The sequence below is a fragment of the Runella sp. R5_40 genome (assembly GCF_057652295.1).
Window position 1 is genome coordinate 1 of the sequence record NZ_JBYFCH010000027.1, and the last position, 19,245, is coordinate 19,245.

Genomic DNA, 19,245 nt, shown 5'->3' on the forward strand with positions numbered 1-19,245 from the left:
AAATTTGAACAAATTTACAACCAAAATGAATTATTAATCCTGCAAAGTAAACTGTCCGTCTAAAATGGACCACCTCAGTATATTACAAACTGCTCAACATCAATTTTATATTTTCTCAAGAGCATCGCTTTGTATTCGAGCATACGATAGACCATTTCAGGCTCATCAGCTACTTGAAATTCGATTTGAAGAACAAACGTATTCCCATGATTATCAATTACTTTTTTTAATACATCAGGCCTCCTTTCTTTGGTGATTTGAATGCGGTCCGCCGCTGCGGTCATCAGGCAGTTCTTCCAGAGAAACAGCCGTTATAGCAAGTAGGTTCTGCATGATACTTGGTATAACGGCTTCGATGTTTTCTTTAAAAATCTTGTCGTACTGGCTTGACTGTTTTTTCATTTTACAAAGTTAGCAAAATGCCGAGAGATAGATAATTCTGACAGCATTGAAACAGCTACGAGCCTTTGTCAAAGTTTAACAACGCTGGCAAAGGCTTTTTTTATTGGGTTAAACGCCTAAAAACAAAAAAGCCTCAGAGAGGCGAAATCTTAGTAGAAAAAAGGAAAACAAAGACCCGATAGCGCGAGCATTCTGCTCGTGCTTACTATTCCAAGGCTTCGAGCCTAGTTTGGGGGCAAGAAAGGCTTGAAGACGGCTCATAAAGGGAAGGAGCGGAAAGTTGAGTTGTTAAGGTGTCGGGGACGCTAGACTATAACGTTCCCAAATTGTAGTTAGGGAGCAGCTATGAACGCTTTGGGGGGCTTTCAATTGTCGTCATTCGACTTGAACCGAACGACTGCGGGGGAAGAACACACTGTGCTTGAGCGAATAAAAATCCGTAAACTGCATTAAAATTTCACACTTATGTCGAAATATATCAACCCATATACTGATTTTGGATTCAAGAAATTGTTTGGCGAAGAAGCTAACAAAGACTTGTTGGTTGATTTCCTGAATCAATTACTACCAGCCAAGCATCAAATAACAGAATTGAACTTTCGTAATGTAGAAGGAATCGCCGAGTTGTCACATGAACTAAAGGCTATTTTTGACATTCATTGCCAAACCCAAAGTGGCGAACGAATCATCGTGGAAATGCAGAAAGCAAAAGTGAATTTTTTCAAAGACCGTTCGTTATTTTATTCCACTTTTCCTATTCGAGAGCAGGCCAAGCGAGGCGAATGGGATTTTCGGTTGACACCGATTTATATGATTGCGATTTTGGATTTTCAATATGATGAACAAGAAGAAAAACAGAAGTTTTTGCGAAGTGTAAAATTAAAAGACCAAGATGGGGATGTGTTTTATGATAAGCTAACCTTTAAATTTATTCAGATGCCGTTGTTTACAAAAGGTGGGGATGAGCTTGAAACGCAATTTGAAAAATGGATATACTTTTTGAAGAAATTAGAGAGTTTTGATGAAATACCAACAATATTACAAGAACCGATATTTGAGAAAGCATTTGAGGTGGCAGAGGTTGCCAATATGACAGCAGAACAATATGAGCAATATCAAGAAAGTTTATTGACTTACATTGAAGTAAAAGAAGTTGTGAAAACTGCTGAGTTAGACGGCGTAAAAAAAGTAGCAAAAAAAATGCGGGAAATGGGTTTATCTAAATCTCAAATTAAGGAAGCAACTGGACTTACGGATGATGAGGTTAATGAATTGTAGTTTTGCTTTTTTGTTCCAACGGCACGCAAGTGCGATGCTGGGGTTTGATTTTTGATTTAACTAATTGATTTTAAGGCGTTTACGCACTTGCCCGTGTTGGACGCAACTAACTTTGAGTGCCAACGCCTTCAAAGTGTCACCAAGATAGATGCGTGCTAAGATATAAAAATCATAGAAACTGCTCTGCCTAAATGTCGCTGACTAAATTTGCATGCCAAGTTCTGAAAAAAGAAATTGAAAAGCAAAAGAATTTACTTGTCGGAGTGAAATTTGAGTAAATACCACGCATTGGATATGTCGAAAATTACTATGCGTTTGAAATATTGCTGAGAATTTACACTTTAAAACTTCACTTTTGTCCAGTCGCACGAGCCTTTGTGTTAAAACTGTCAAACTATTTCAGCAGCATACGTATCTTAAATTATTAAATTTGCCAGAGCATTTTTAACAAGATTTAAATTAGCTTGAAACTCACTATATTGTGGAAATTGTTTTACTAACTCTCCCCAAAGTTGTAGAGCAATATTAAAAAATAAAATGGCATTTGGAAGGTCATCATTACCCAAATAACATCCTCCTAAAATTTGATATGAATAAGCTAAATTGTTTTTATATTCTATCTGAGTGGGATAGTCTTTATTTAACTCTATCATTAATTGATTAAATTTTGTTGTAAATGTTATCGCTAAATCATAATTTTTAAAATTCATGAGAGCTACTGCTAATAGCTGATATGAAATTGCCAAACCATTTTTAAAATCAACCTTTTGTGAATATTCTTTGAAAAGTTCTTCAAATAGTTGAGTTTCGAATATAAAAAGATTTAGAGCTTTTTCAGGTTTTTCAATGTTCAAATATAATCTTCCTAATTGTGAACAAGAAATTGCTAAACGATTTTTAAAATCAACGTGACTAGGAAATTCATGATATAGACTTTCATAAATTTTAGTCGTTTTTTCTAAAAAAGCTAAAGCAAAATCAAATTTTTTCAATTTTAAATATATTTCTCCTAATTTTGAGTAAGCAGTTGCTAAACCACTTTTAAAGGCAATTTGATTTGGAAAATTCTTATGAAGTTCTTCTTTAATTAGTCTGTTTTTTTCAAAAAGTACTAATGCTTCATTAAGGTTACCTATACTTTGATGAAGTTCACCTAATTTTAAATAAGAGATTGCTAAGCTATTTTTTAAATTATTATCAGAATAATCAGGATAATTTTTTTCCAATATTTCACGAACCCTATTACTTTTTTCAAAATAAGCCATAGCTTCAGTTATATTTCCTATACGTTGATATAATTCTCCAATTTTTATATAAGAGCCAGACAAATTGTCTAAAATATAAACATCATTTGGAAATTTTTTAATGAGTTCTTCTTCCAGTTCTTTATACTTGAAAAAAAAATATAGAGAAACATCAAGTTTTCCATAACTTATATTAATATCTCCAAAATGTTCGTACGACAGAGCCAACCTATTTATAATATCTTTATTACTTGGGTCTATCTGGTATAATTTTTCCGAAGTTTCAATAAATTTTTCAAAATATTTATAGGCCTTTTCTAAATTGCCAAAAGTCTGGTAAAAAACACCTAATTTTTGGCAAAGCATGGCTAAATTATATTCAACTTTAAATAAATTATTTAATAAACTTTCGCTATATCGTACGTACAAGGAGGCTTGTTCGTAAGTAGCATTAATTAAACTCCCAACACCTTTTTCATAATTTAATTTATTATTATAGATGTCCAATAGAAATTTACAGTCTTGACTTAAATTTTTATTTTTAGTTTTGGTAATATCTTGTATTACAGGACTGCACTTAAAGCTATTGTTTGATTCATTATATTCTAACCATCCTTTTTGGGCCAGGTTTTGTAGAGCTTCGTCTTTACTTCCAATATTTGATAAAAGTTCTTCAAGAGTATTATAGGCTATACTTTCGGCTGGTAAAACTGCAAAAACTGAGAGCATAATAATTTCGTCAGGCTGCAATTCGCTCAAGTCGTACATGGCGGTTATTATGTCTTGAGGTTTGGATTTTTTAAATTTTTGATAATCTACATCTATCTCTTGGTTTTGGCTAAGTGCCAACAACCCTTTGCTTTGTAAGTCAATCAATAAATCACTTAATGTATATCTTGTTTTTAGTTTATTAAGAACATTTAGATTTTTGGCAAATAACTCTATTACCAGCGTATTGTTCCCTACAGCTATATACAATTGCTCAAACAATACATTTTCACTTTCTTTGTGCTTTTTGTAGTATTTTTTGAATAAAGATAATGCTTCATCAGGTGGTAAACCTTCAATTTTGTATCGTTCAGCTTGTTTAAATTCTGTAATGCGTGTAGTAAGTAACAAATGAAAATTACTACAAGTACGTAAGTTTTGATAGTGATTTTCAAGGTCTTGGATTTCGTTGGCATTGTCAATAATCAATAAACATGGTTTATCTAATTGTGCCATAGCCATCAATAACAATTTTAAACGTTCATCGCTGGTAGCTGTTTCTTCAAAAACCAGTCCCAAAGGCGTCGCCAATAATAATAGAGCGTTAGCAATGTTTTTTTCACTCAATACCCATGCCACGTGTGCATAATCAGCATGATAAGCATGGTAATATCTGGAAGCAAGCGAAGTTTTACCAACCCCACCTTCACCATTCACCAACAGTAAGAAACTTTTACCTGTAAAGAGTTTATGTTTAATAGCTTTCAAATCTTTCTCTCTGCCCAAAAATACTTCTGACATAAAGGGAGGGGTAGTGAGATGATGTGGAGGGCGAGGCGTCTCAGGTTTTAATTTTTCAAGTTTATTAAGGATTTTAGTAGTATCTTCTTTTATCTCACCAGTTTTTTGATTAATACCTTCTAAAATCCAAATCTGAAAAGCGATAAATGCCTTTTTATTGTCATCGTCTTTGAGGGCTTCTTTGTAGGCTAACTTGAAACAAAAAGGTAAAATATCAACAAAAAATTCAGCAAAATCACTTTCTCGGTTTACAGAAGAAGTAGTAAAAACGTAGTCAGTAATGGCAGAAAGACAATCAGAAGGGTCTTTGAGTATGTCATCTTCAATGGTTTCATAAGCAAGCCAAGAAGTCAAATCAGCCTTCATTTGTTTAAATATGCCTTCTAATAGCTCGATTTGCTCATCGTCTCCTACCTGTTTGAGTTTTTCAAACCACAGATTTTTGATATATCCCAGCGATGTAAGAGCAGCCTTTTTGAGTAGTTTGCTTAAATCATGGTTTAAATCATTAGGACTGGGAGTAATCAAGTATTCATGTATTTTGCTATACTCAATTTTTTCAAGTAAACCGCCCATTATTTCAGGGCTTAGGGCTTGTGTTAGCCCTTTCCCTACAGCAACAATCAAAGAAAACCCAGGAATATTTTTGTCTAAGGTAGTGCCTAAGCCTTTGAAAAAATCGATATGCTTTGCAACTACGGTAAAAATTTCTTTTGAAACGTCATCATTTGTACTACAATGAGCAACAGCAGTAGCCAATAATTTAGAAATTCGAGAATTGATTAGGGACATAGTTTTTCTTTTTTTCTAAAATTAATCAAAAGTCACGAAAAATTTTGCTTTGATATGAGATTTTTGTTCTATTAGAGAAAATTAAACTAAGCTTAAAGTAGTTTTTTTCAGTTTTGAAGAGAATATCTTTTTCCAACTATATAAGTACGAAACAAGTGGTAGGGCAACGCCCTTCTAACTGTTTGGTTATATGGTTATTATGGTTTAAATTTGTTTAATGAACAAATCTACAAACGATATTGAAAATATCAAATATTCCATCAAAAATTTCCCTAATTATTTTTTTGATGGAGATTTGAACTTGTACTACTCAAAAGACAAGATCACTTTCAGGCCTAAAAAAGCCTATATCAGCAAAAAAAGTCTTGGTTTCAAGCTCCATAAAAAGTTTTATAGCCGCCGTTTCCTAATCTCACAATGTATCATTTCAATAAGCCCAAGTATGAACTAATATTTTAATTATAATGAGTCTCTGGCCTTGTTGGCGGCTTCTTGTTCGCTTACTTGTAGATAAACGTTTGGTTTATAAGTTCCTGTAAACCAAACGTTTATTGGGTGTTCACACCTGCTTGCAAGAGGTGCATAGCGTAGCTGTACCTGAGGGTATGGATTTTCCCACGCTGCCGCTCGCATCCTGCAACAGGGCGGTTCGAGCCGTGACGACTATCAAAAGGCTTCGAGTTTAGTTTGGCACAAGAAAGGCTTGAAGCCTGTTAATAAAAGGCACGAGCGGGGACGCTCGCGCCATCGGGAAGTCGGGAAAAACTATAAATTATACATAATTTACCATTTATGTAAATAGATTTCAACCAATTCGATTAATTTTTCTTTTGATATTCCATTGTGATAGGCTAAGGAGAGAGGATGGCTAGTTGGCTCAATGTCAATATCAGGGCTATGATTGTTATCTTGTAAAATTAGGTTTGTTTTGAGGTTTACACAATCACCAAAACCTTTAATTTGTGACGAAAACCAACCAAACATTGAGCCATATTTTGAAGCATCTTCAATATCAAGGGATTCCTGAAATTTAGCGAAATTAGACTCACTTAGTGATACCCAAGGGGTAAAAGATAAAGATTCATCTAAGCCTAGAACTGGAATTATTAGAAAACCTTTTGCGAAGAAGTATTCATCATCAATAACACAAGTGTCAGAGGTTAGTTTAGTACGGAACTCTCTTTCTTCACTTGGGATAGAATAATAATATACAGGAGCTTCTAAATTGAAACTTGGAATACCCTCATGAATTTGATCACATTTTGAGCATTTGAAAGTAAAAGATGACATAAGAATAAAAATAGTGTGAATAAATTTCAGAACGCAGGCGCTCGCATCCTGCGACGGGGCGGCCCGAACCGTGACGACTATCAAAAGGCTTCGAGTTTAGTTTGGCACAAGAAAGGCTTGAAGCCTGTTAATAAGAGGCACGAGCGGGGACGCTCGCGCCATCGAGATTATGTTGTTTTGACCTTAAAGCGTTCTTTGTAGAGCTGGTAAAAGCTGAGGGAATAGGCAAGGTAAAAGCAGATGATAGTGGTTACCGTTGCAACTTGAATTTGAGGAGAAAACGCTTTTAGTTCAATGCCAACTACCCTTGGTATAAACACGAAACAATTGAAAAGTGAAAGTGCAAAGGTGGCTTGCGCACCGATGGCCGTCCATTTGAGTGAATTGATAAACTTGCGCTCTTTCTTGAAATAACCCATCGTGTGTCGGTAAGTCGCGGGCAATAAAAAGAGTAATGGAGCAAAAGACAAGAAGCCGAAGAAGCCAACCCCAATTTTTAAGGGCACCAAATACGCAAACTGAAAAGTAAGCGCCCCCACTAAAAGCGACGTAACAACAGTTGGCCAACGAAAATAATTGCCCATAATTTGCCAGTGCCGTTTTTTGATTTCGCCAGTCAAACTTTCTTCGTATTCGGCTTGAAGCTTACCCAAGCCATACTCTACGGAGGTGTAATCTTTCCAAACACTGTAATGATCCCAAACCCGCGCGGGGCGTTTGTAATCAACAAAACTCGTGTGAACTTCTCCAAAAGCATCGCCAAATGCCATCCCGCTGGCCATTCTATCTTCAATGGCCGTGATGTAGTGGTCGAGGAGTTCTTCGTACAGGTCTTGGTATTTGATGCCTCCTTGAATGATTTCTTTGCTAATGAGGTCGAGTTGGTTGGGTGTTAGTTTCATCCGAGCGAAGGTTTAAGGTTCAAAATTTTTTGAAGGTTAGACACAAAATCGGTCAATTCGGAGACCGCCGTTTGGGCTTGTTGGTGGCCATTTTCGGTCAGTTTATAATACTTTCGGTTGCGCCCATCCACGAGGGCGTTTTCGGTAGAGAGTACTCCTTCAGCTTCTAATTTATGAAGCGTAGGGTACAGCGCTCCCTCCGTGAGTTGGAGTTCTCCCAGGGTGATTTCGCGAACCCGCTGGGTAATTTCATATCCATACATGCGCCTATTTTCTTGCAAAAGTTGAAGAACAATGGCGCTCAGACAGCCTTTGAGGTACGTTTGTTGTTGCATACCGCAAATATACATTATATTTCTACATACCAAATTTTCTTAGGTATAAAATTGTCTTCTTTTGTTAACTTTGTCAAAGTTTTAGATTTTGATAAAGTTGGTGGTATGACAGCACTTCCTAAAAAATACTACACACCCGAAGAATACCTAGCGTTGGAAGAAAAAGCGGCCTATAAAAGTGAATACTTTGATGGGCAGATTTATCCGATGGGGGATTTTGAAGGGGACACGCCTGAGGCTATGGCAGGAGCCAAGCCAGCGCATAATGCCATACGGGAAAACCTTTCCATTGAAATTGGTTCATTTTTGAAAAAGAAAGGATGCCGTTCCTACTCAAGCGACCAGCGCTTATTTATCCCAGCTACGGGGCTTTATGCGTATCCCGATTTAGTGATTGTGTGCGGAAAACCTGAGTTTTCGGACAGTCAAACCAGTAGCCTTACCAACCCCGTTGTGCTGATAGAGGTGCTTTCGCAAAGTACAGCCAATTATGACAGAGGCGAAAAATTTGAACTTTATCGAGAGATTCCGACGTTGAGAGAATATCTATTGGTCGATTCTCGTCGTGTTTGGGTGGAACTTTGGCGAAAAAGCGAGCAGGGAATTTGGTCGTTGATGTTTGAAAGTAAGTCGTTGGACGCCACGGTACATTTAGAAGCAATTCAGGCCGATTTACTGCTGGCTGATTTGTACGCAAATACGGAAGATTTGCCCGAAACGGTTTTTAGAATTAGATAAACGTAAATAAAATTGAGCAACAGCTATGAGGTTTTACAAGTTATCATGTTTAGAAACCTCATAGCTGTGTCAAAAGGACTGAAAGTAAACCACGTGGGCACTTTCAGTCCTTTTGTTTTTTTATTCCACAGTTAGTTTTGTTATGTACAATTTACAATTTTGGCTTTTATGCCTCAGTAACTTCCTATTTTCTGCGAGTTTTCAAATGATGATTCCCGAACTGCCCGATTACCTGACGGCGATGGGCGGACAACCTTACATCGGACTTATCATTGCACTTTTTACGTTTACGGCGGGGTTGTCGCGGCCATTTAGCGGCAAACTGACCGATACCATTGGCCGAGTGCCCGTCATGGCTTTTGGGTCGTTGGTGTGTTGTGTGGCGAGCTTGTTTTACCCTTTTGTCCACGTGGTGTGGGGCTTTTTGTTGCTTCGCTTTTTACACGGATTCTCAACGGGAACAAAACCAACCGCGACGGCCGCCTACGTTGCCGATATCATTCCTGAAAATCGTCGCGGAGAGGCGGCGGGGATGTTGGGTATTTTTACTGCCACGGGCATGTCGTTAGGACCCGCCATTGGAAGCTACCTCACGATGTCGATGGGCATCAACCCCATGTTTTTTGTGTCGTCGGCGTTCGCGCTGTTGTCGATTTTGATTTTGCTCAACATGAAAGAAACGTTGGTTCAAACAGAACGTTTCCGATTTAGTATGCTCAAAATCAGTCGTTCCGATTTGTTTGAGCCGCGCGTGCTCAACGTGTTTGTGGTGATGTTTGCCGTTTCATTTTCGTCAGGAGTTATTCTGACGCTCATTCCAGACGTGAGCAAAACCCTCGGGATTCATAACAAAGGGCTGTTTTTTACGGTCTATACCATTGCTTCGTTGGTGATACGGGTGTTTGCTAGTAAATCGTCGGATGTCTATGGGCGCGTTCCTGTGATGATTGTTTCGTCCATACTTTTGGCGCTTGGGATGGGTATTTTGGGCGTTAGTCAATCGGTGTGGAGTTTTTGGACGGCGGCGATTTTGTTTGGTTTCTCCTGGGGACTCAACACACCTACCTTGACCGCATGGACAATTGACCTCAGCCATCCCGACTATCGCGGAAGAGCATTGGCAACTATGTACATCGCGCTTGAAGCAGGCATTGGCGTAGGGGCGTGGTGGTCGGGCTGGTGGTACGGTGGAAAACTCGCCAATATCCCCGTGGCCTTTTATGTTTCGTCGGTTTTGGCGTTAGCTTCGTTGGGTTACTTAGTGTGGTGGAAACGCACGCATCGCACCGTAGTTGGATAAAAATTAAAAACTAATGACCTTCCTCAGTACAACGCGTTGGTTTGTGTCGTAATTTTGCCCCGATGCAAGAACTTCGTACCCTCATCGGAAAAGAAATAACCCTCGAATGGCGCCAACGCTACGCCCTCAATGGGATGCTGTTGTACATTGTAAGTACGGTGTTTGTCTGTTATTTGAGCTTTAAACTCAAAGCCAACCAGCTGACGCCCATTACGTGGAACACGCTATTTTGGATTATTATCTTGTTTACGGCGGTTAATGCCATTTCCAAAAGTTTTACCCAAGAACGCGCTGGGCGCCTTTTGTACTATTATACCATCGCAAGCCCACAAGGGATTATTCTTTCCAAAATCATTTACAATTCGGGCTTGATGCTGGTTTTGTCGTTGACGGGTTTTGGGTTTTACGCTTTTGTGATGGGTAATCCTGTCGGAGATTTGTGGATGTACTTGGTGACGATTTTTTTGTCAAGCATCGGGTTTGCGTCGTCGTTGACGATGGTCGCGGGGATTGCCTCCAAAGCCGAAAACAACGGCGCCTTGATGGCGATTCTGAGTTTTCCCGTGATTATTCCTATGTTGTTGATGGTGATGAAGTTAGCAAAAAATGCCCTCGATGGCTTAGACCGTGGGTCTAGTTCGGAAGAAGTCATGATTTTGTTGGCGTTGGATGCCATCGTGGTTAGTTTGTCCTTAATTTTGTTTCCTTATTTGTGGCGTAGTTAGAGAATTAAAGTAATACCTTATGAAGAATAACTGGTGGAAAATAATAGCGGTGCTACTGCTGACTTATACACTTTACTTTGGATTGATGGGGACGGTTCCTCGTCGTGCCATTTTGAACGAAAGTATCCGTAACGTGTATTTCCATGTACCGATGTGGTTTGCCATGATTGCCATGCTCACTACCTCGTTGGTATATGCCATTAAGTATTTACGTACCAATGATTTACAATACGACCTCAAGTCGGTAGAGTTTACCAATGTCGCTATTTTGTTGGGAATTTTGGGTTGTGCCACGGGCTCGCTGTGGGCTTCCGTTACGTGGGGCGACCCTTGGCCAAGCGATCCCAAACTCAATAGCGTCGCCATCAGTATGTTGATGTACTTTGCTTACTTAATTTTGCGCGGGTCGTTTGATGATGAACAGCGTCGGGCGCGTATCTCGGCTGTGTATAATATTTTGGCGTACGCCGTGTTTATTCCCCTTATTTTTATTCTCCCTCGTTTGACCGATTCATTGCACCCAGGCAACGGTGGGAACCCCGCATTCAGTGAATTGGACATGGACAACCAAATGCGACGGATTTTTTACCCCGCTGTGATTGGTTGGGGATTACTCGGAACGTGGATGGCTACGGTACGAGTGCGAGTACGAATGTTGGAGGAGCAAGCAGATTAAAGTAGATGGCGAACAAAAGCCCAAAAATGTACAATTTAAAATAACGAGTTGAAATGAAAAAAAATAGCAAAAATACCTTTATTACAACCCTTCTTTTTGTGTTGGTTTCTTTAAACCTATTTGCTCAACAAGCCGTTGAACAGGAAATTTCAATGGCCGACCAAATGCGTGCCGATGGTAAAATTTGGGTGGTATTTGCGGTTATATCGGTCATTTTTGTGGGGATTATTGCCTTTTTGGTGAATATAGATAGGAAAGTTTCAAAGCTAGAAAAACAAGCAAAAAAATGAGCCTTTTAGACTTGATAGCCAAAATCGAAAAACTACCACTGGAAAAACAAACAGAGGTAGAAGACTTTGTTGACTTTTTGGTATCTAAAACCAAAAACGAATCAACGCCAGAACGGAAGCCAGTTTTTGGGAGTGGGAAGGGAATGTTCATTATGTCTGATGATTTCGATGAACCCCTGGAAGACTTTAAAGAATATATGTAGCTATGAAGTATTTACTTGATACTCACGCTCTTATTTGGTTTATAAATGGAGATGATAAATTGCCACAAATTGTAAAAAAATTGATTGAAACGCAGTCAGAGGGACAAGTTTTTGTTAGTGTAGTTTCCTTTTGGGAAATTGCGATAAAAGTAAGTTTGGGGAAGTTAGAGTTAACGCTACCATTTTCACAAACTCTAAAAAAAGTTGAAGAGAATGGCTTTTCTGTTTTAAGCTTGCATTTCCAACATACTTTGTCTCTCGCTCAACTCCCGTTTCATCACCGCGACCCATTTGATAGGACATTGATTGCGCAGGCGTTGACTGAAAACCTAAGCATTATAACAAAAGAGAAATTATTTGAAGAGTACGGAGTAACACGAATTTGGTAAGCATCAAAAATCAGTAAACAAATGAAAAAGATACACATTTTTGGACTTATAGTCATCGCGATTGCGATTGGAATCATTGTTTCGACCTACGGAAACGCCAGTACGTATTCCAATTTTACGGAAGCCGAAGAATTGGCCAAAGAAGGCGAAAAATCGGAAATTCACGTAGTGGGTAAACTCACCAAAGACGCAAACGGACAGATTGTCGGAATGAAATACGACCCCGTTATGGATCCCAACCACTTTGAGTTTATGTTGGCTGATACCAATAGAGTCGTTAAAAAAGTAGTATATGGCAGCCCTAAACCGCAAGATTTTGATAAGTCAGAACAAGTAGTGGTCATTGGGCGCATGGAAGGCGACCACTTCGCTTGTAATAAAATCTTGATGAAGTGCCCTTCAAAATATACCAACGAAAAGCCTGATTTTAAAGAAGCGACGGCTGCTAAACTGTAGATTATATCCAACCATGACCCTCGGAAACTTAGGACACCTTCTCGTCATTTTATCGTTCGTAACGGCATTAGTGGCTACTTACGCTTATTTGCGTGTCACGCTGTTACGAACCGATTCGTTAGAACTCAGTTCTTGGAAGCGCTTCGCAAGAGGAGCTTTTTACGTACACGTTGCGGCCATTTTGGGTGTATGTGCAACGTTATACACGATCATTTACGGACACCATTTTGAGTACCATTATGCGTGGAGCCACTCCTCAAAAGCACTACCGTGGTATTACATGATTTCGTGTTTTTGGGAAGGCCAAGAAGGGAGCTTTATGCTTTGGATGTTTTGGCAAGCCATTTTAGGGGTTGTGCTGATTCGGACCAATAAATTGTGGGAAGCCCCCATGATGACTGTTTATACCTTGGTACAGGCATTTTTGACCTCAATGATTTTAGGGGTTATTATCCCAGGTATTGATTTTAAAATTGGCAGTACGCCTTTCTTGACCATGCGGGAAGCCATGCCTGATTTACAAGTTTGGGCAATGAATCCCAATTTTGTTCCTAAAGACGGAAATGGCCTCAATCCTTTGCTTCAAAACTACTGGATGGTGATTCACCCGCCGACGCTGTTTTTGGGATTCGCGCTCACGTTAGTTCCGTTTGCGTATTTGATGGCGGGGCTTTGGAGAAAACAAGTAATCGAATGGCTTCGCCCAGCCTTGCCTTGGATGCTTTTGACGGGCGTAATTTTGGGCGTGGGTATTTTGATGGGCGGCTATTGGGCTTACGAAACCCTGAGTTTCAACAGTTACTGGAGTTGGGACCCCGTCGAAAATGCTGTATATGTGCCTTGGCTGGTAGGAATTGCTGCTTTGCACACCATGATTATTGCCAAAAAAAATGCGTCAGCACTCAAAGCCTCGGTGATTTTGGTCATTGCCCAGTTTATCCTAATTTTATATTCAACCTTCCTTACCCGAAGCGGAATTTTAGGAAATTCATCCGTACACTCATTTACTGATTTAGGGCTTTCGGGTCAGCTATTGCTTTATTTATTGGCCTTTATTGCAGTTTCGGTTATTATTTCGGCCCGCGCTTGGAAATTACTCCCTACCGATGCTGACGAAGTATCAACCTACTCGCGGGAGTTTTGGCTATTTATTGGCGCTACCGTGATTTGTTTGGCAAGTTTTCAGGTCATTATTCCAACTTCTATTCCTGTTTGGAATAAAATTGTGGAAAGCTTTGGCGGGGTGTCTAAATTGGCTCCACCTACCGATGCCATTACCTATTACACAAAATTCCAACTTTGGTTTTTTGCGGTCATTGCCATCTTAACAGGGATTGGCCAGTATTTCTGGTGGAAACGGGTGCAGAAGGGTAAAATGCAGGACTTACTTACCCCAGTCTGGATTACCCTATTCATCACTGCGATTCTCATTACTTTTGGGGGCATCAACAAACTCCCTTACATCGCTTTGTTGACGGCTTCGGTATTTGCATTGGTGGCAAATATGACCATTATTTTGGGCGTTCTCAAAGGCAGCTATCGACTTTCTGGCGGGGCAATTACCCACATCGGCGTTGCTTTGATGTTGATTGGTATTTTGTGGTCATCGGGTTATCAAAAGGTAGTGTCGCTCAATGGCTCAGGACTTTTGATTTCAAAAGAAGACTTTTTTACCAAAGACGATAACCGTGAAAACAAAGAAAACGTGTTGCTATGGTTGGGTCAATCAACGCGCATGGGTGACTACTTGCTGACCTATCGCGGGCCGCGCACCGAAATTCGGGATGTGCCGCAGTACGTGCCAAGCAGTTGGTTAGACATCATCGAGGGCGATTTTCACGCGGTGTGTTTGCGGGATATTACCATTGGTGAAAAAACATACCACAAGAAAGGTGATACCGTAGCGGTGTATCCAGAAAACGTATTCTATGAAGTGGAGTACCGTGAACCAACGGGGCGAATTACTACACTCTTCCCACGGGTACAGTTCAATGAGCGAATGGGTATGGTAACGTCGCCAGATATTAAGCGGGAACTCAACAAGGATTTGTATTCATACGCAATGATAGGTAGCAATCCAGGTGACGCCGAAGAATGGTCGCCTACTGAAAATTTCAGAGTGGCGTTGCAAGATACATTTTTTGTAAACGACTACGTGGCGGTGCTCGAAAGCGTTACCCGTACGAATGCCGTTGAAGGGGTTGCGTTAAATCCGAATGACATTGCCGTAAAAGCACAAATCAAGATTTTGGACAAAGAACGTGAGTACTATGTTGCTCCGACTTTTGCCATTAATCAAGACCGCATGGTGATGCGCAAACCCGAAGTGAGCGAAGAACTGGGTCTTCGGATTCAATTTATGGAGATTGATCCTAAAACGGGAACGTTCAGTTTTGATGCCAATTCAAAGCAGCGCGATTATATTGTCATGAAAGCCGTAGAAAAACCGCTCATCAACGTCCTTTGGATTGGGACGCTGATATTGGTTGTTGGTTTTACCATGTCAACCTTGCGCCGTTTCAGGGAGTTTCGTTTGATTCGTGATAAAGGTGTTGAATTGGAAAAAGTGCTGGACTAAATCGTGAATGAATGACGAAAAAGTCGGGCGATAAATAACCAAACAAAAAAGCAAGGTCGTAAGTCCTTGCTTTTTTGTTTCTACCTCACAAAACAAACTTGTAAAAACTGCGAGAACAATCATCACAATGGTACCGTCGAATAGGTAAAAAAAACAACGGATATTTGAATAAAAAAGGACGGGGAACCCGCTCAATGGCACTTGAGCCGCAGTAAGTACACTTTCGTGAGGCAGACACGGTGGTTGAAAGATTTTTCATAACAAAGTAATGATTGAGGAAGCTAGCTAATAAATATACAGTAAAAAGCATAAAAATACCCTGTAACAACTTGATTAAATGTTGTTTATTGAAAAGTTCTTTGCTAAATACAGTTTTGGCTTGCTATTGTTATGTTCCCTTGCCCCGAGATTTTTTTACGTAGAATCATAAATATAAAAGTGATACGTATAGTCTTCAATTCTTGTAGAAATGATGTGAAAAAGCTTTGAATTTTGGGCTAAAATGATGATTATTGTTACAAACCCGACTTCATCAACCCGTTATGGCTTTTCGCGCTACTTCTTACCTTGTTTTGGTGCTTTTATCTTTGGGTAGTTATGTGTTTGCCCAAAACTCCAACGTGTTAGGAGCTCGGTACATTGTTACTGGGCGGGTGCTGCATTACCCCGAAAAAACACCATTTGCAGGGGTGACCATTGTGGCACGAGGCCCCGAACGGCTCGTTACTACCTCCAAAGCGGATGGCACTTTTCGTTTTGAACTTCTACGAGGCAAATACACGATGGTGGCACGGATGCTGGGTTACTTTACGGAAGAAACTCCTATCATCGTTCCCGAAGACAACGAACTGGAGTTTTTGTTGCGAGAAAATGCGCTCTTATTACAAGAAGTACAAGTGAGCGAAACAAAGGCTGAACAAAATGTCTCGAAAGTCGAAATTGGGGTCGCAAAACTGACCATCAAAAGCATCAAGAAAATACCTGCGGTGTTGGGCGAAGTGGACGTAATGCGGAGTTTGCAGTTACTTCCTGGCGTATCGAGCGTGGGCGAAGGGGCTACGGGCATCAATGTCCGAGGAGGCAGCATTGACCAAAATCTTATTCTCATCGACGATGCGCCCGTTTATAATTCGTCGCATTTGATGGGTTTGTTTTCGGTTTTTAACCCCGATGCCCTCAAAGACGTAACGTTTTATCGCGGAGGAATTCCCGCGCAGTATGGAGGAAGGACGTCGTCGGTGATTGAGGTAAAAGTAAAAGAACCCGATGCTGAAAAATGGAAAGTTCAGGGTGGGGTAGGACTGGTCGCCAGCCGATTGATGGTCGATGGGCCTCTGGTTAAAAATAAAATGGCCTTACTCGTAGGAACCCGAGCTTCGTTCTCAGATTATTTATTTCGATTTGCTAAAACGGCTTCGTTAAAGGGGACAAAAGCCAATTTTTATGACATTACAAGTAAATTAGCCATCAAACCTTCGACCAAAAATCAAGTCTATATCACCTTTTACCAAGGGAAAGACGTCTTTAAAATCGCGGGCGATTCCTTGGCACGAACCGAAGTAAACGCTACTTCGTCGGTGTTTGATTGGCAAACGCGTAACCTGACGGCGCGTTGGAACCATGCCTTTTCCGAAAAACTGTTTGCCAACCTGACTGCCGTCTATAGTCGTTACGCACCCACCATTACCAATCCAGATTCGGCCAATGCCTTCGAATTAAAATCGGGAGTGACGTACAAAAACCTAAAGTTGGATGTGGGCTACGTAGCGGGGAAACATAAAATAGACGTTGGGTTAAGCGGAATTCGGTATGACATTCAACCAGGCGATTTGCAACCTACTTTGGCATCGTCAAACATCAATCCGCTGACACTCCAAAAAGAACAAGGCTTAGAAGCTGCGGCCTATTGGAACCACGAAATCGAAGTCAGCAAACAACTGAGCGTGATGTATGGCTTGCGGTATTCGTGGTTTGCCGCGCTGGGCCCGTACCGAGTCAATGCGTATGAACTCAACGTACCTCGCGACCCTACGACCACGACGGGCGGGGTAGATTATGCTTCGGGTAAAGTCATAAAAACCTACGGAGGCTTAGAGCCGCGCTTGGTCGCTCGACTCAATTTGTCGCCGACGACTTCGTTGAAATTTAGTTTTAACCGAATGTATCAGTATTTACAGCTCATTTCAAATACGACGGCGGCTTTGCCCACCGACCGTTGGAAGTTGAGCGATGCCTTTTTGAAGCCCCAAATCGGCGACCAGCTCTCGTTGGGAATATTTAAAAACTGGCAAAAAGATACCTACGAAACATCGTTGGAGTTGTATTATAAGCGTTTGACTAACGTAGCCGATTACCGAAATGGGACTAACTTGACCCTGCTCGAAGCCCCCGAAACGGCGATTTTGCAAGGAACGGGTCGTTCGTACGGCGCTGAAGTGTTGGTGCGTAAGAATACGGGTTTTTTGACAGGTTGGGTAAGTTATACTTTTGCCCAAACCGAGTACCTAATCAATAGCCCTTATGCGGAAGATAAGTACCGAAACGGGGTATATTATCCTGCCAATTTTAACAAACCACACACCGTGAATGTCGTGCTTAATTATCGGATTAGCCGCCGTACAAGTTGGTCGTTTAACTGGGTGTATAGTACGGGGCGGCCTATTACGTATCCGATTGATAAGTATTTTGTGGACAATGTGTATGTGCCAAACTACACCTTGCGAAATCAGGCAAAAATTCCTGATTATCACCGCTTAGATATTGGCTTTAACGTTGATGCGCTCCCTACCACCAAGCGCAAATGGCAAAGCGGTTGGGCTTTTTCGGTGTATAATTTATACGCCCGTCAAAATGCGTATTCTATTTTCTTCCGCACCAAAAATGACAACGTTTTGCAGTTTTACAACAAAGTAAATGCCTATAAGCTCTCCATCTTTGGAACCCTCATTCCTTCAATTACGTACAATTTTACCTATTAAAAAGCCATGTCAGTGAGACGTTATTTTGCCATTGTCATACATCATTTGCTGGGAAAAAGATGGATAGGAGCGGTAGGAGTTGCTTTGATATTAAGTCAATGCGTCACAAGTTATGACCCAAAAATCACAGAAAACGCTCAAAAACTGGTGGTCGATGGCACGATTACTAACCAGCCTGGCCCGTATAAAATTCGCCTACAATACAGCTACCCTTATACCAATCAAACTTCCGTGAATACCATTGGCGGAGCGACCGTCGTGATGAGCGACGACCAAGGAATGACCGAAAAGCTGACCGACCGTGGGCAGGGGTTGTACGAAACCTCAGTAACGGGGATACGAGGAATCGTTGGAAGAAAATACCACATTACCATCAAAACGCCCGATGGGAAAACGTATGCTTCCAACCCTGAGTTGCTCAAACCTGTAGCCGAGTTTGGAACGTTTTATACCGAATACCAAGAAACGAATTCGGCGAAGTTGAGGGGGCAGTTTGCCATGTATGTCGATGTAAAAGACCCAAGTACTCCCAACGATTTTTATCGCTGGAAATGGGCGCATTATGAGGAAATTAATTACTGTTTACAGACCGTCACAACGACTCCTGGGGGCGTCATTGCCACCCGAAACAAGTGCTGTGAACCGTGTTGGAAAATAGAGGCGTGTAATGGCTGTATCATTTTGGCCAACGATCGCCTTACCAATGGACAGACGATTACGAGAGTTCCAATCGGCAAAATTCCATTTGATGGGGTTTCAAATTATTTTATTCTTTTTGAGCAATATTCGCTGACTCAGGAAGCGTACCAGTTTTGGAAAGGGGTTGATAGCCAAATCAATAACTCAGGAGGTATTTTTGACCTTCCTGCGGCGACGGTCGTTGGAAACGTAAATTGTACCAGCCACCCCGAAGAGCAAGTGTTGGGCTATTTCGGAGCGTCTTCGGTGGTTTATAAATCCATGTACATACCTCGTAATACAACCGCCTCACTTCCGTATAACTCGGATTATTTTAATTGGATTGATTTGACTTCGTGTTACCGATGCCAAGAAAGCCCGTACCGAACCCAAAAAGCCCCGTTGGGGTGGTGATGTTGAGGGTTAATTCGTGGGTACAAGCATTATTAAATCTGAATGAAGGCAATTTTGGCCGTCTTTTT

Annotated in this window: 17 protein-coding genes; 12 read left to right on the forward strand and 5 right to left on the reverse strand. The window is 40.7% G+C overall.

All coding sequences use genetic code 11. The features are described 5' to 3' along the window. Window positions 1-234: 234 nt before the first annotated feature. Window positions 235-402 (reverse strand): hypothetical protein, encoded by a 168-nt coding sequence (locus AC23N5_RS27765; RefSeq protein WP_487758022.1) that lies wholly within the window; start codon window positions 400-402, stop codon window positions 235-237. Window positions 403-867: 465 nt separating this feature from the next. Here AC23N5_RS27765 and AC23N5_RS27770 point away from each other — a divergent pair, with 465 nt between their 5' ends. Further along, window positions 868-1,680 (forward strand): Rpn family recombination-promoting nuclease/putative transposase, encoded by an 813-nt coding sequence (locus AC23N5_RS27770; protein WP_487758023.1) that lies wholly within the window; start codon window positions 868-870, stop codon window positions 1,678-1,680. 416 nt (window positions 1,681-2,096) lie between these two features. Here AC23N5_RS27770 and AC23N5_RS27775 read toward each other — a convergent pair whose 3' ends face one another. The 4 genes from AC23N5_RS27775 to AC23N5_RS27790 form a co-directional block, all read right to left on the reverse strand. Further along, the gene (locus tag AC23N5_RS27775; protein WP_487758024.1) at window positions 2,097-5,225 is read right to left on the reverse strand and encodes an NB-ARC domain-containing protein; all 3,129 of its coding nucleotides are present in this window, start codon (window positions 5,223-5,225) and stop codon (window positions 2,097-2,099) included. Window positions 5,226-6,008: 783 nt separating this feature from the next. Further along, a complete protein-coding gene (locus tag AC23N5_RS27780; protein ID WP_487758025.1) occupies window positions 6,009-6,515 on the reverse strand; it encodes a DUF2199 domain-containing protein in 507 nt (168 codons plus the stop codon). Window positions 6,516-6,682: 167 nt separating this feature from the next. Next, window positions 6,683-7,417 carry a hypothetical protein gene (locus tag AC23N5_RS27785; protein ID WP_487758026.1) on the reverse strand — a complete coding sequence of 245 codons (735 nt, stop codon included), beginning with the start codon at window positions 7,415-7,417 and terminating at the stop codon, window positions 6,683-6,685. Then, window positions 7,414-7,752: a PadR family transcriptional regulator gene (locus AC23N5_RS27790; RefSeq protein ID WP_229601396.1), complete on the reverse strand. Its 339-nt coding sequence runs from the start codon at window positions 7,750-7,752 to the stop codon at window positions 7,414-7,416. Before AC23N5_RS27790 ends, AC23N5_RS27785 begins: the two co-directional genes overlap by 4 nt. Window positions 7,753-7,857: 105 nt before the next feature. Here AC23N5_RS27790 and AC23N5_RS27795 point away from each other — a divergent pair, with 105 nt between their 5' ends. From AC23N5_RS27795 to AC23N5_RS27845, 11 genes are all read left to right on the forward strand, one after another. Then, the gene (locus AC23N5_RS27795; RefSeq protein ID WP_487758027.1) at window positions 7,858-8,490 is read left to right on the forward strand and encodes a Uma2 family endonuclease; all 633 of its coding nucleotides are present in this window, start codon (window positions 7,858-7,860) and stop codon (window positions 8,488-8,490) included. Between the two features lie 142 nt (window positions 8,491-8,632). Beyond that, window positions 8,633-9,790 carry an MFS transporter gene (locus tag AC23N5_RS27800; protein ID WP_487758028.1) on the forward strand — a complete coding sequence of 386 codons (1,158 nt, stop codon included), beginning with the start codon at window positions 8,633-8,635 and terminating at the stop codon, window positions 9,788-9,790. A 62-nt stretch (window positions 9,791-9,852) separates the two neighbouring features. Further along, on the forward strand, window positions 9,853-10,515 hold the full coding sequence (locus tag AC23N5_RS27805; protein WP_028522624.1) for a heme exporter protein CcmB: 663 nt from the start codon (window positions 9,853-9,855) through the stop codon (window positions 10,513-10,515). Between the two features lie 19 nt (window positions 10,516-10,534). Continuing rightward, window positions 10,535-11,191 (forward strand): cytochrome c biogenesis protein CcsA, encoded by a 657-nt coding sequence (gene ccsA, locus AC23N5_RS27810; RefSeq protein WP_122931171.1) that lies wholly within the window; start codon window positions 10,535-10,537, stop codon window positions 11,189-11,191. 53 nt (window positions 11,192-11,244) lie between these two features. Continuing rightward, a complete protein-coding gene (locus AC23N5_RS27815) occupies window positions 11,245-11,481 on the forward strand; it encodes a CcmD family protein (RefSeq protein WP_183976346.1) in 237 nt (78 codons plus the stop codon). After that, window positions 11,478-11,684, forward strand: coding sequence for a type II toxin-antitoxin system VapB family antitoxin (vapB, locus tag AC23N5_RS27820; RefSeq protein ID WP_487758029.1), 207 nt, complete (start codon window positions 11,478-11,480; stop codon window positions 11,682-11,684). Before AC23N5_RS27815 ends, vapB begins: the two co-directional genes overlap by 4 nt. A 2-nt stretch (window positions 11,685-11,686) precedes the next feature. Then, window positions 11,687-12,073: a type II toxin-antitoxin system VapC family toxin gene (locus tag AC23N5_RS27825; protein WP_487758030.1), complete on the forward strand. Its 387-nt coding sequence runs from the start codon at window positions 11,687-11,689 to the stop codon at window positions 12,071-12,073. Window positions 12,074-12,094: 21 nt separating this feature from the next. Beyond that, window positions 12,095-12,529 carry a cytochrome c maturation protein CcmE domain-containing protein gene (locus AC23N5_RS27830; RefSeq protein ID WP_028522620.1) on the forward strand — a complete coding sequence of 145 codons (435 nt, stop codon included), beginning with the start codon at window positions 12,095-12,097 and terminating at the stop codon, window positions 12,527-12,529. Between the two features lie 13 nt (window positions 12,530-12,542). Further along, entirely contained in the window at window positions 12,543-15,107 is a 2,565-nt protein-coding gene (ccsA, locus tag AC23N5_RS27835; RefSeq protein ID WP_487758031.1) for a cytochrome c biogenesis protein CcsA, read from the forward strand. A 542-nt stretch (window positions 15,108-15,649) separates the two neighbouring features. Beyond that, window positions 15,650-18,085 (forward strand): TonB-dependent receptor, encoded by a 2,436-nt coding sequence (locus AC23N5_RS27840; RefSeq protein WP_487758032.1) that lies wholly within the window; start codon window positions 15,650-15,652, stop codon window positions 18,083-18,085. A 6-nt stretch (window positions 18,086-18,091) separates the two neighbouring features. Beyond that, on the forward strand, window positions 18,092-19,177 hold the full coding sequence (locus AC23N5_RS27845) for a DUF4249 domain-containing protein (RefSeq protein ID WP_183976355.1): 1,086 nt from the start codon (window positions 18,092-18,094) through the stop codon (window positions 19,175-19,177). The last annotated feature ends 68 nt before the right edge of the window (window positions 19,178-19,245 follow it).

Coding starts and splice junctions, on each gene's coding strand:
- vapB (WP_487758029.1), top strand. CDS start 11,478: ATGAGCCTTTTAGACTTGATAGCCAAAATCGAAAAACTACCACTGGAA.
- AC23N5_RS27795 (WP_487758027.1), top strand. CDS start 7,858: ATGACAGCACTTCCTAAAAAATACTACACACCCGAAGAATACCTAGCG.
- ccsA (WP_487758031.1), top strand. CDS start 12,543: ATGACCCTCGGAAACTTAGGACACCTTCTCGTCATTTTATCGTTCGTA.
- AC23N5_RS27770 (WP_487758023.1), top strand. CDS start 868: ATGTCGAAATATATCAACCCATATACTGATTTTGGATTCAAGAAATTG.
- AC23N5_RS27845 (WP_183976355.1), top strand. CDS start 18,092: ATGTCAGTGAGACGTTATTTTGCCATTGTCATACATCATTTGCTGGGA.
- AC23N5_RS27815 (WP_183976346.1), top strand. CDS start 11,245: ATGAAAAAAAATAGCAAAAATACCTTTATTACAACCCTTCTTTTTGTG.
- AC23N5_RS27785 (WP_487758026.1), bottom strand. CDS start 7,417: ATGAAACTAACACCCAACCAACTCGACCTCATTAGCAAAGAAATCATT.
- ccsA (WP_122931171.1), top strand. CDS start 10,535: ATGAAGAATAACTGGTGGAAAATAATAGCGGTGCTACTGCTGACTTAT.
- AC23N5_RS27800 (WP_487758028.1), top strand. CDS start 8,633: ATGTACAATTTACAATTTTGGCTTTTATGCCTCAGTAACTTCCTATTT.
- AC23N5_RS27830 (WP_028522620.1), top strand. CDS start 12,095: ATGAAAAAGATACACATTTTTGGACTTATAGTCATCGCGATTGCGATT.
- AC23N5_RS27775 (WP_487758024.1), bottom strand. CDS start 5,225: ATGTCCCTAATCAATTCTCGAATTTCTAAATTATTGGCTACTGCTGTT.
- AC23N5_RS27825 (WP_487758030.1), top strand. CDS start 11,687: ATGAAGTATTTACTTGATACTCACGCTCTTATTTGGTTTATAAATGGA.
- AC23N5_RS27765 (WP_487758022.1), bottom strand. CDS start 402: ATGAAAAAACAGTCAAGCCAGTACGACAAGATTTTTAAAGAAAACATC.
- AC23N5_RS27840 (WP_487758032.1), top strand. CDS start 15,650: ATGGCTTTTCGCGCTACTTCTTACCTTGTTTTGGTGCTTTTATCTTTG.
- AC23N5_RS27780 (WP_487758025.1), bottom strand. CDS start 6,515: ATGTCATCTTTTACTTTCAAATGCTCAAAATGTGATCAAATTCATGAG.
- AC23N5_RS27805 (WP_028522624.1), top strand. CDS start 9,853: ATGCAAGAACTTCGTACCCTCATCGGAAAAGAAATAACCCTCGAATGG.
- AC23N5_RS27790 (WP_229601396.1), bottom strand. CDS start 7,752: ATGCAACAACAAACGTACCTCAAAGGCTGTCTGAGCGCCATTGTTCTT.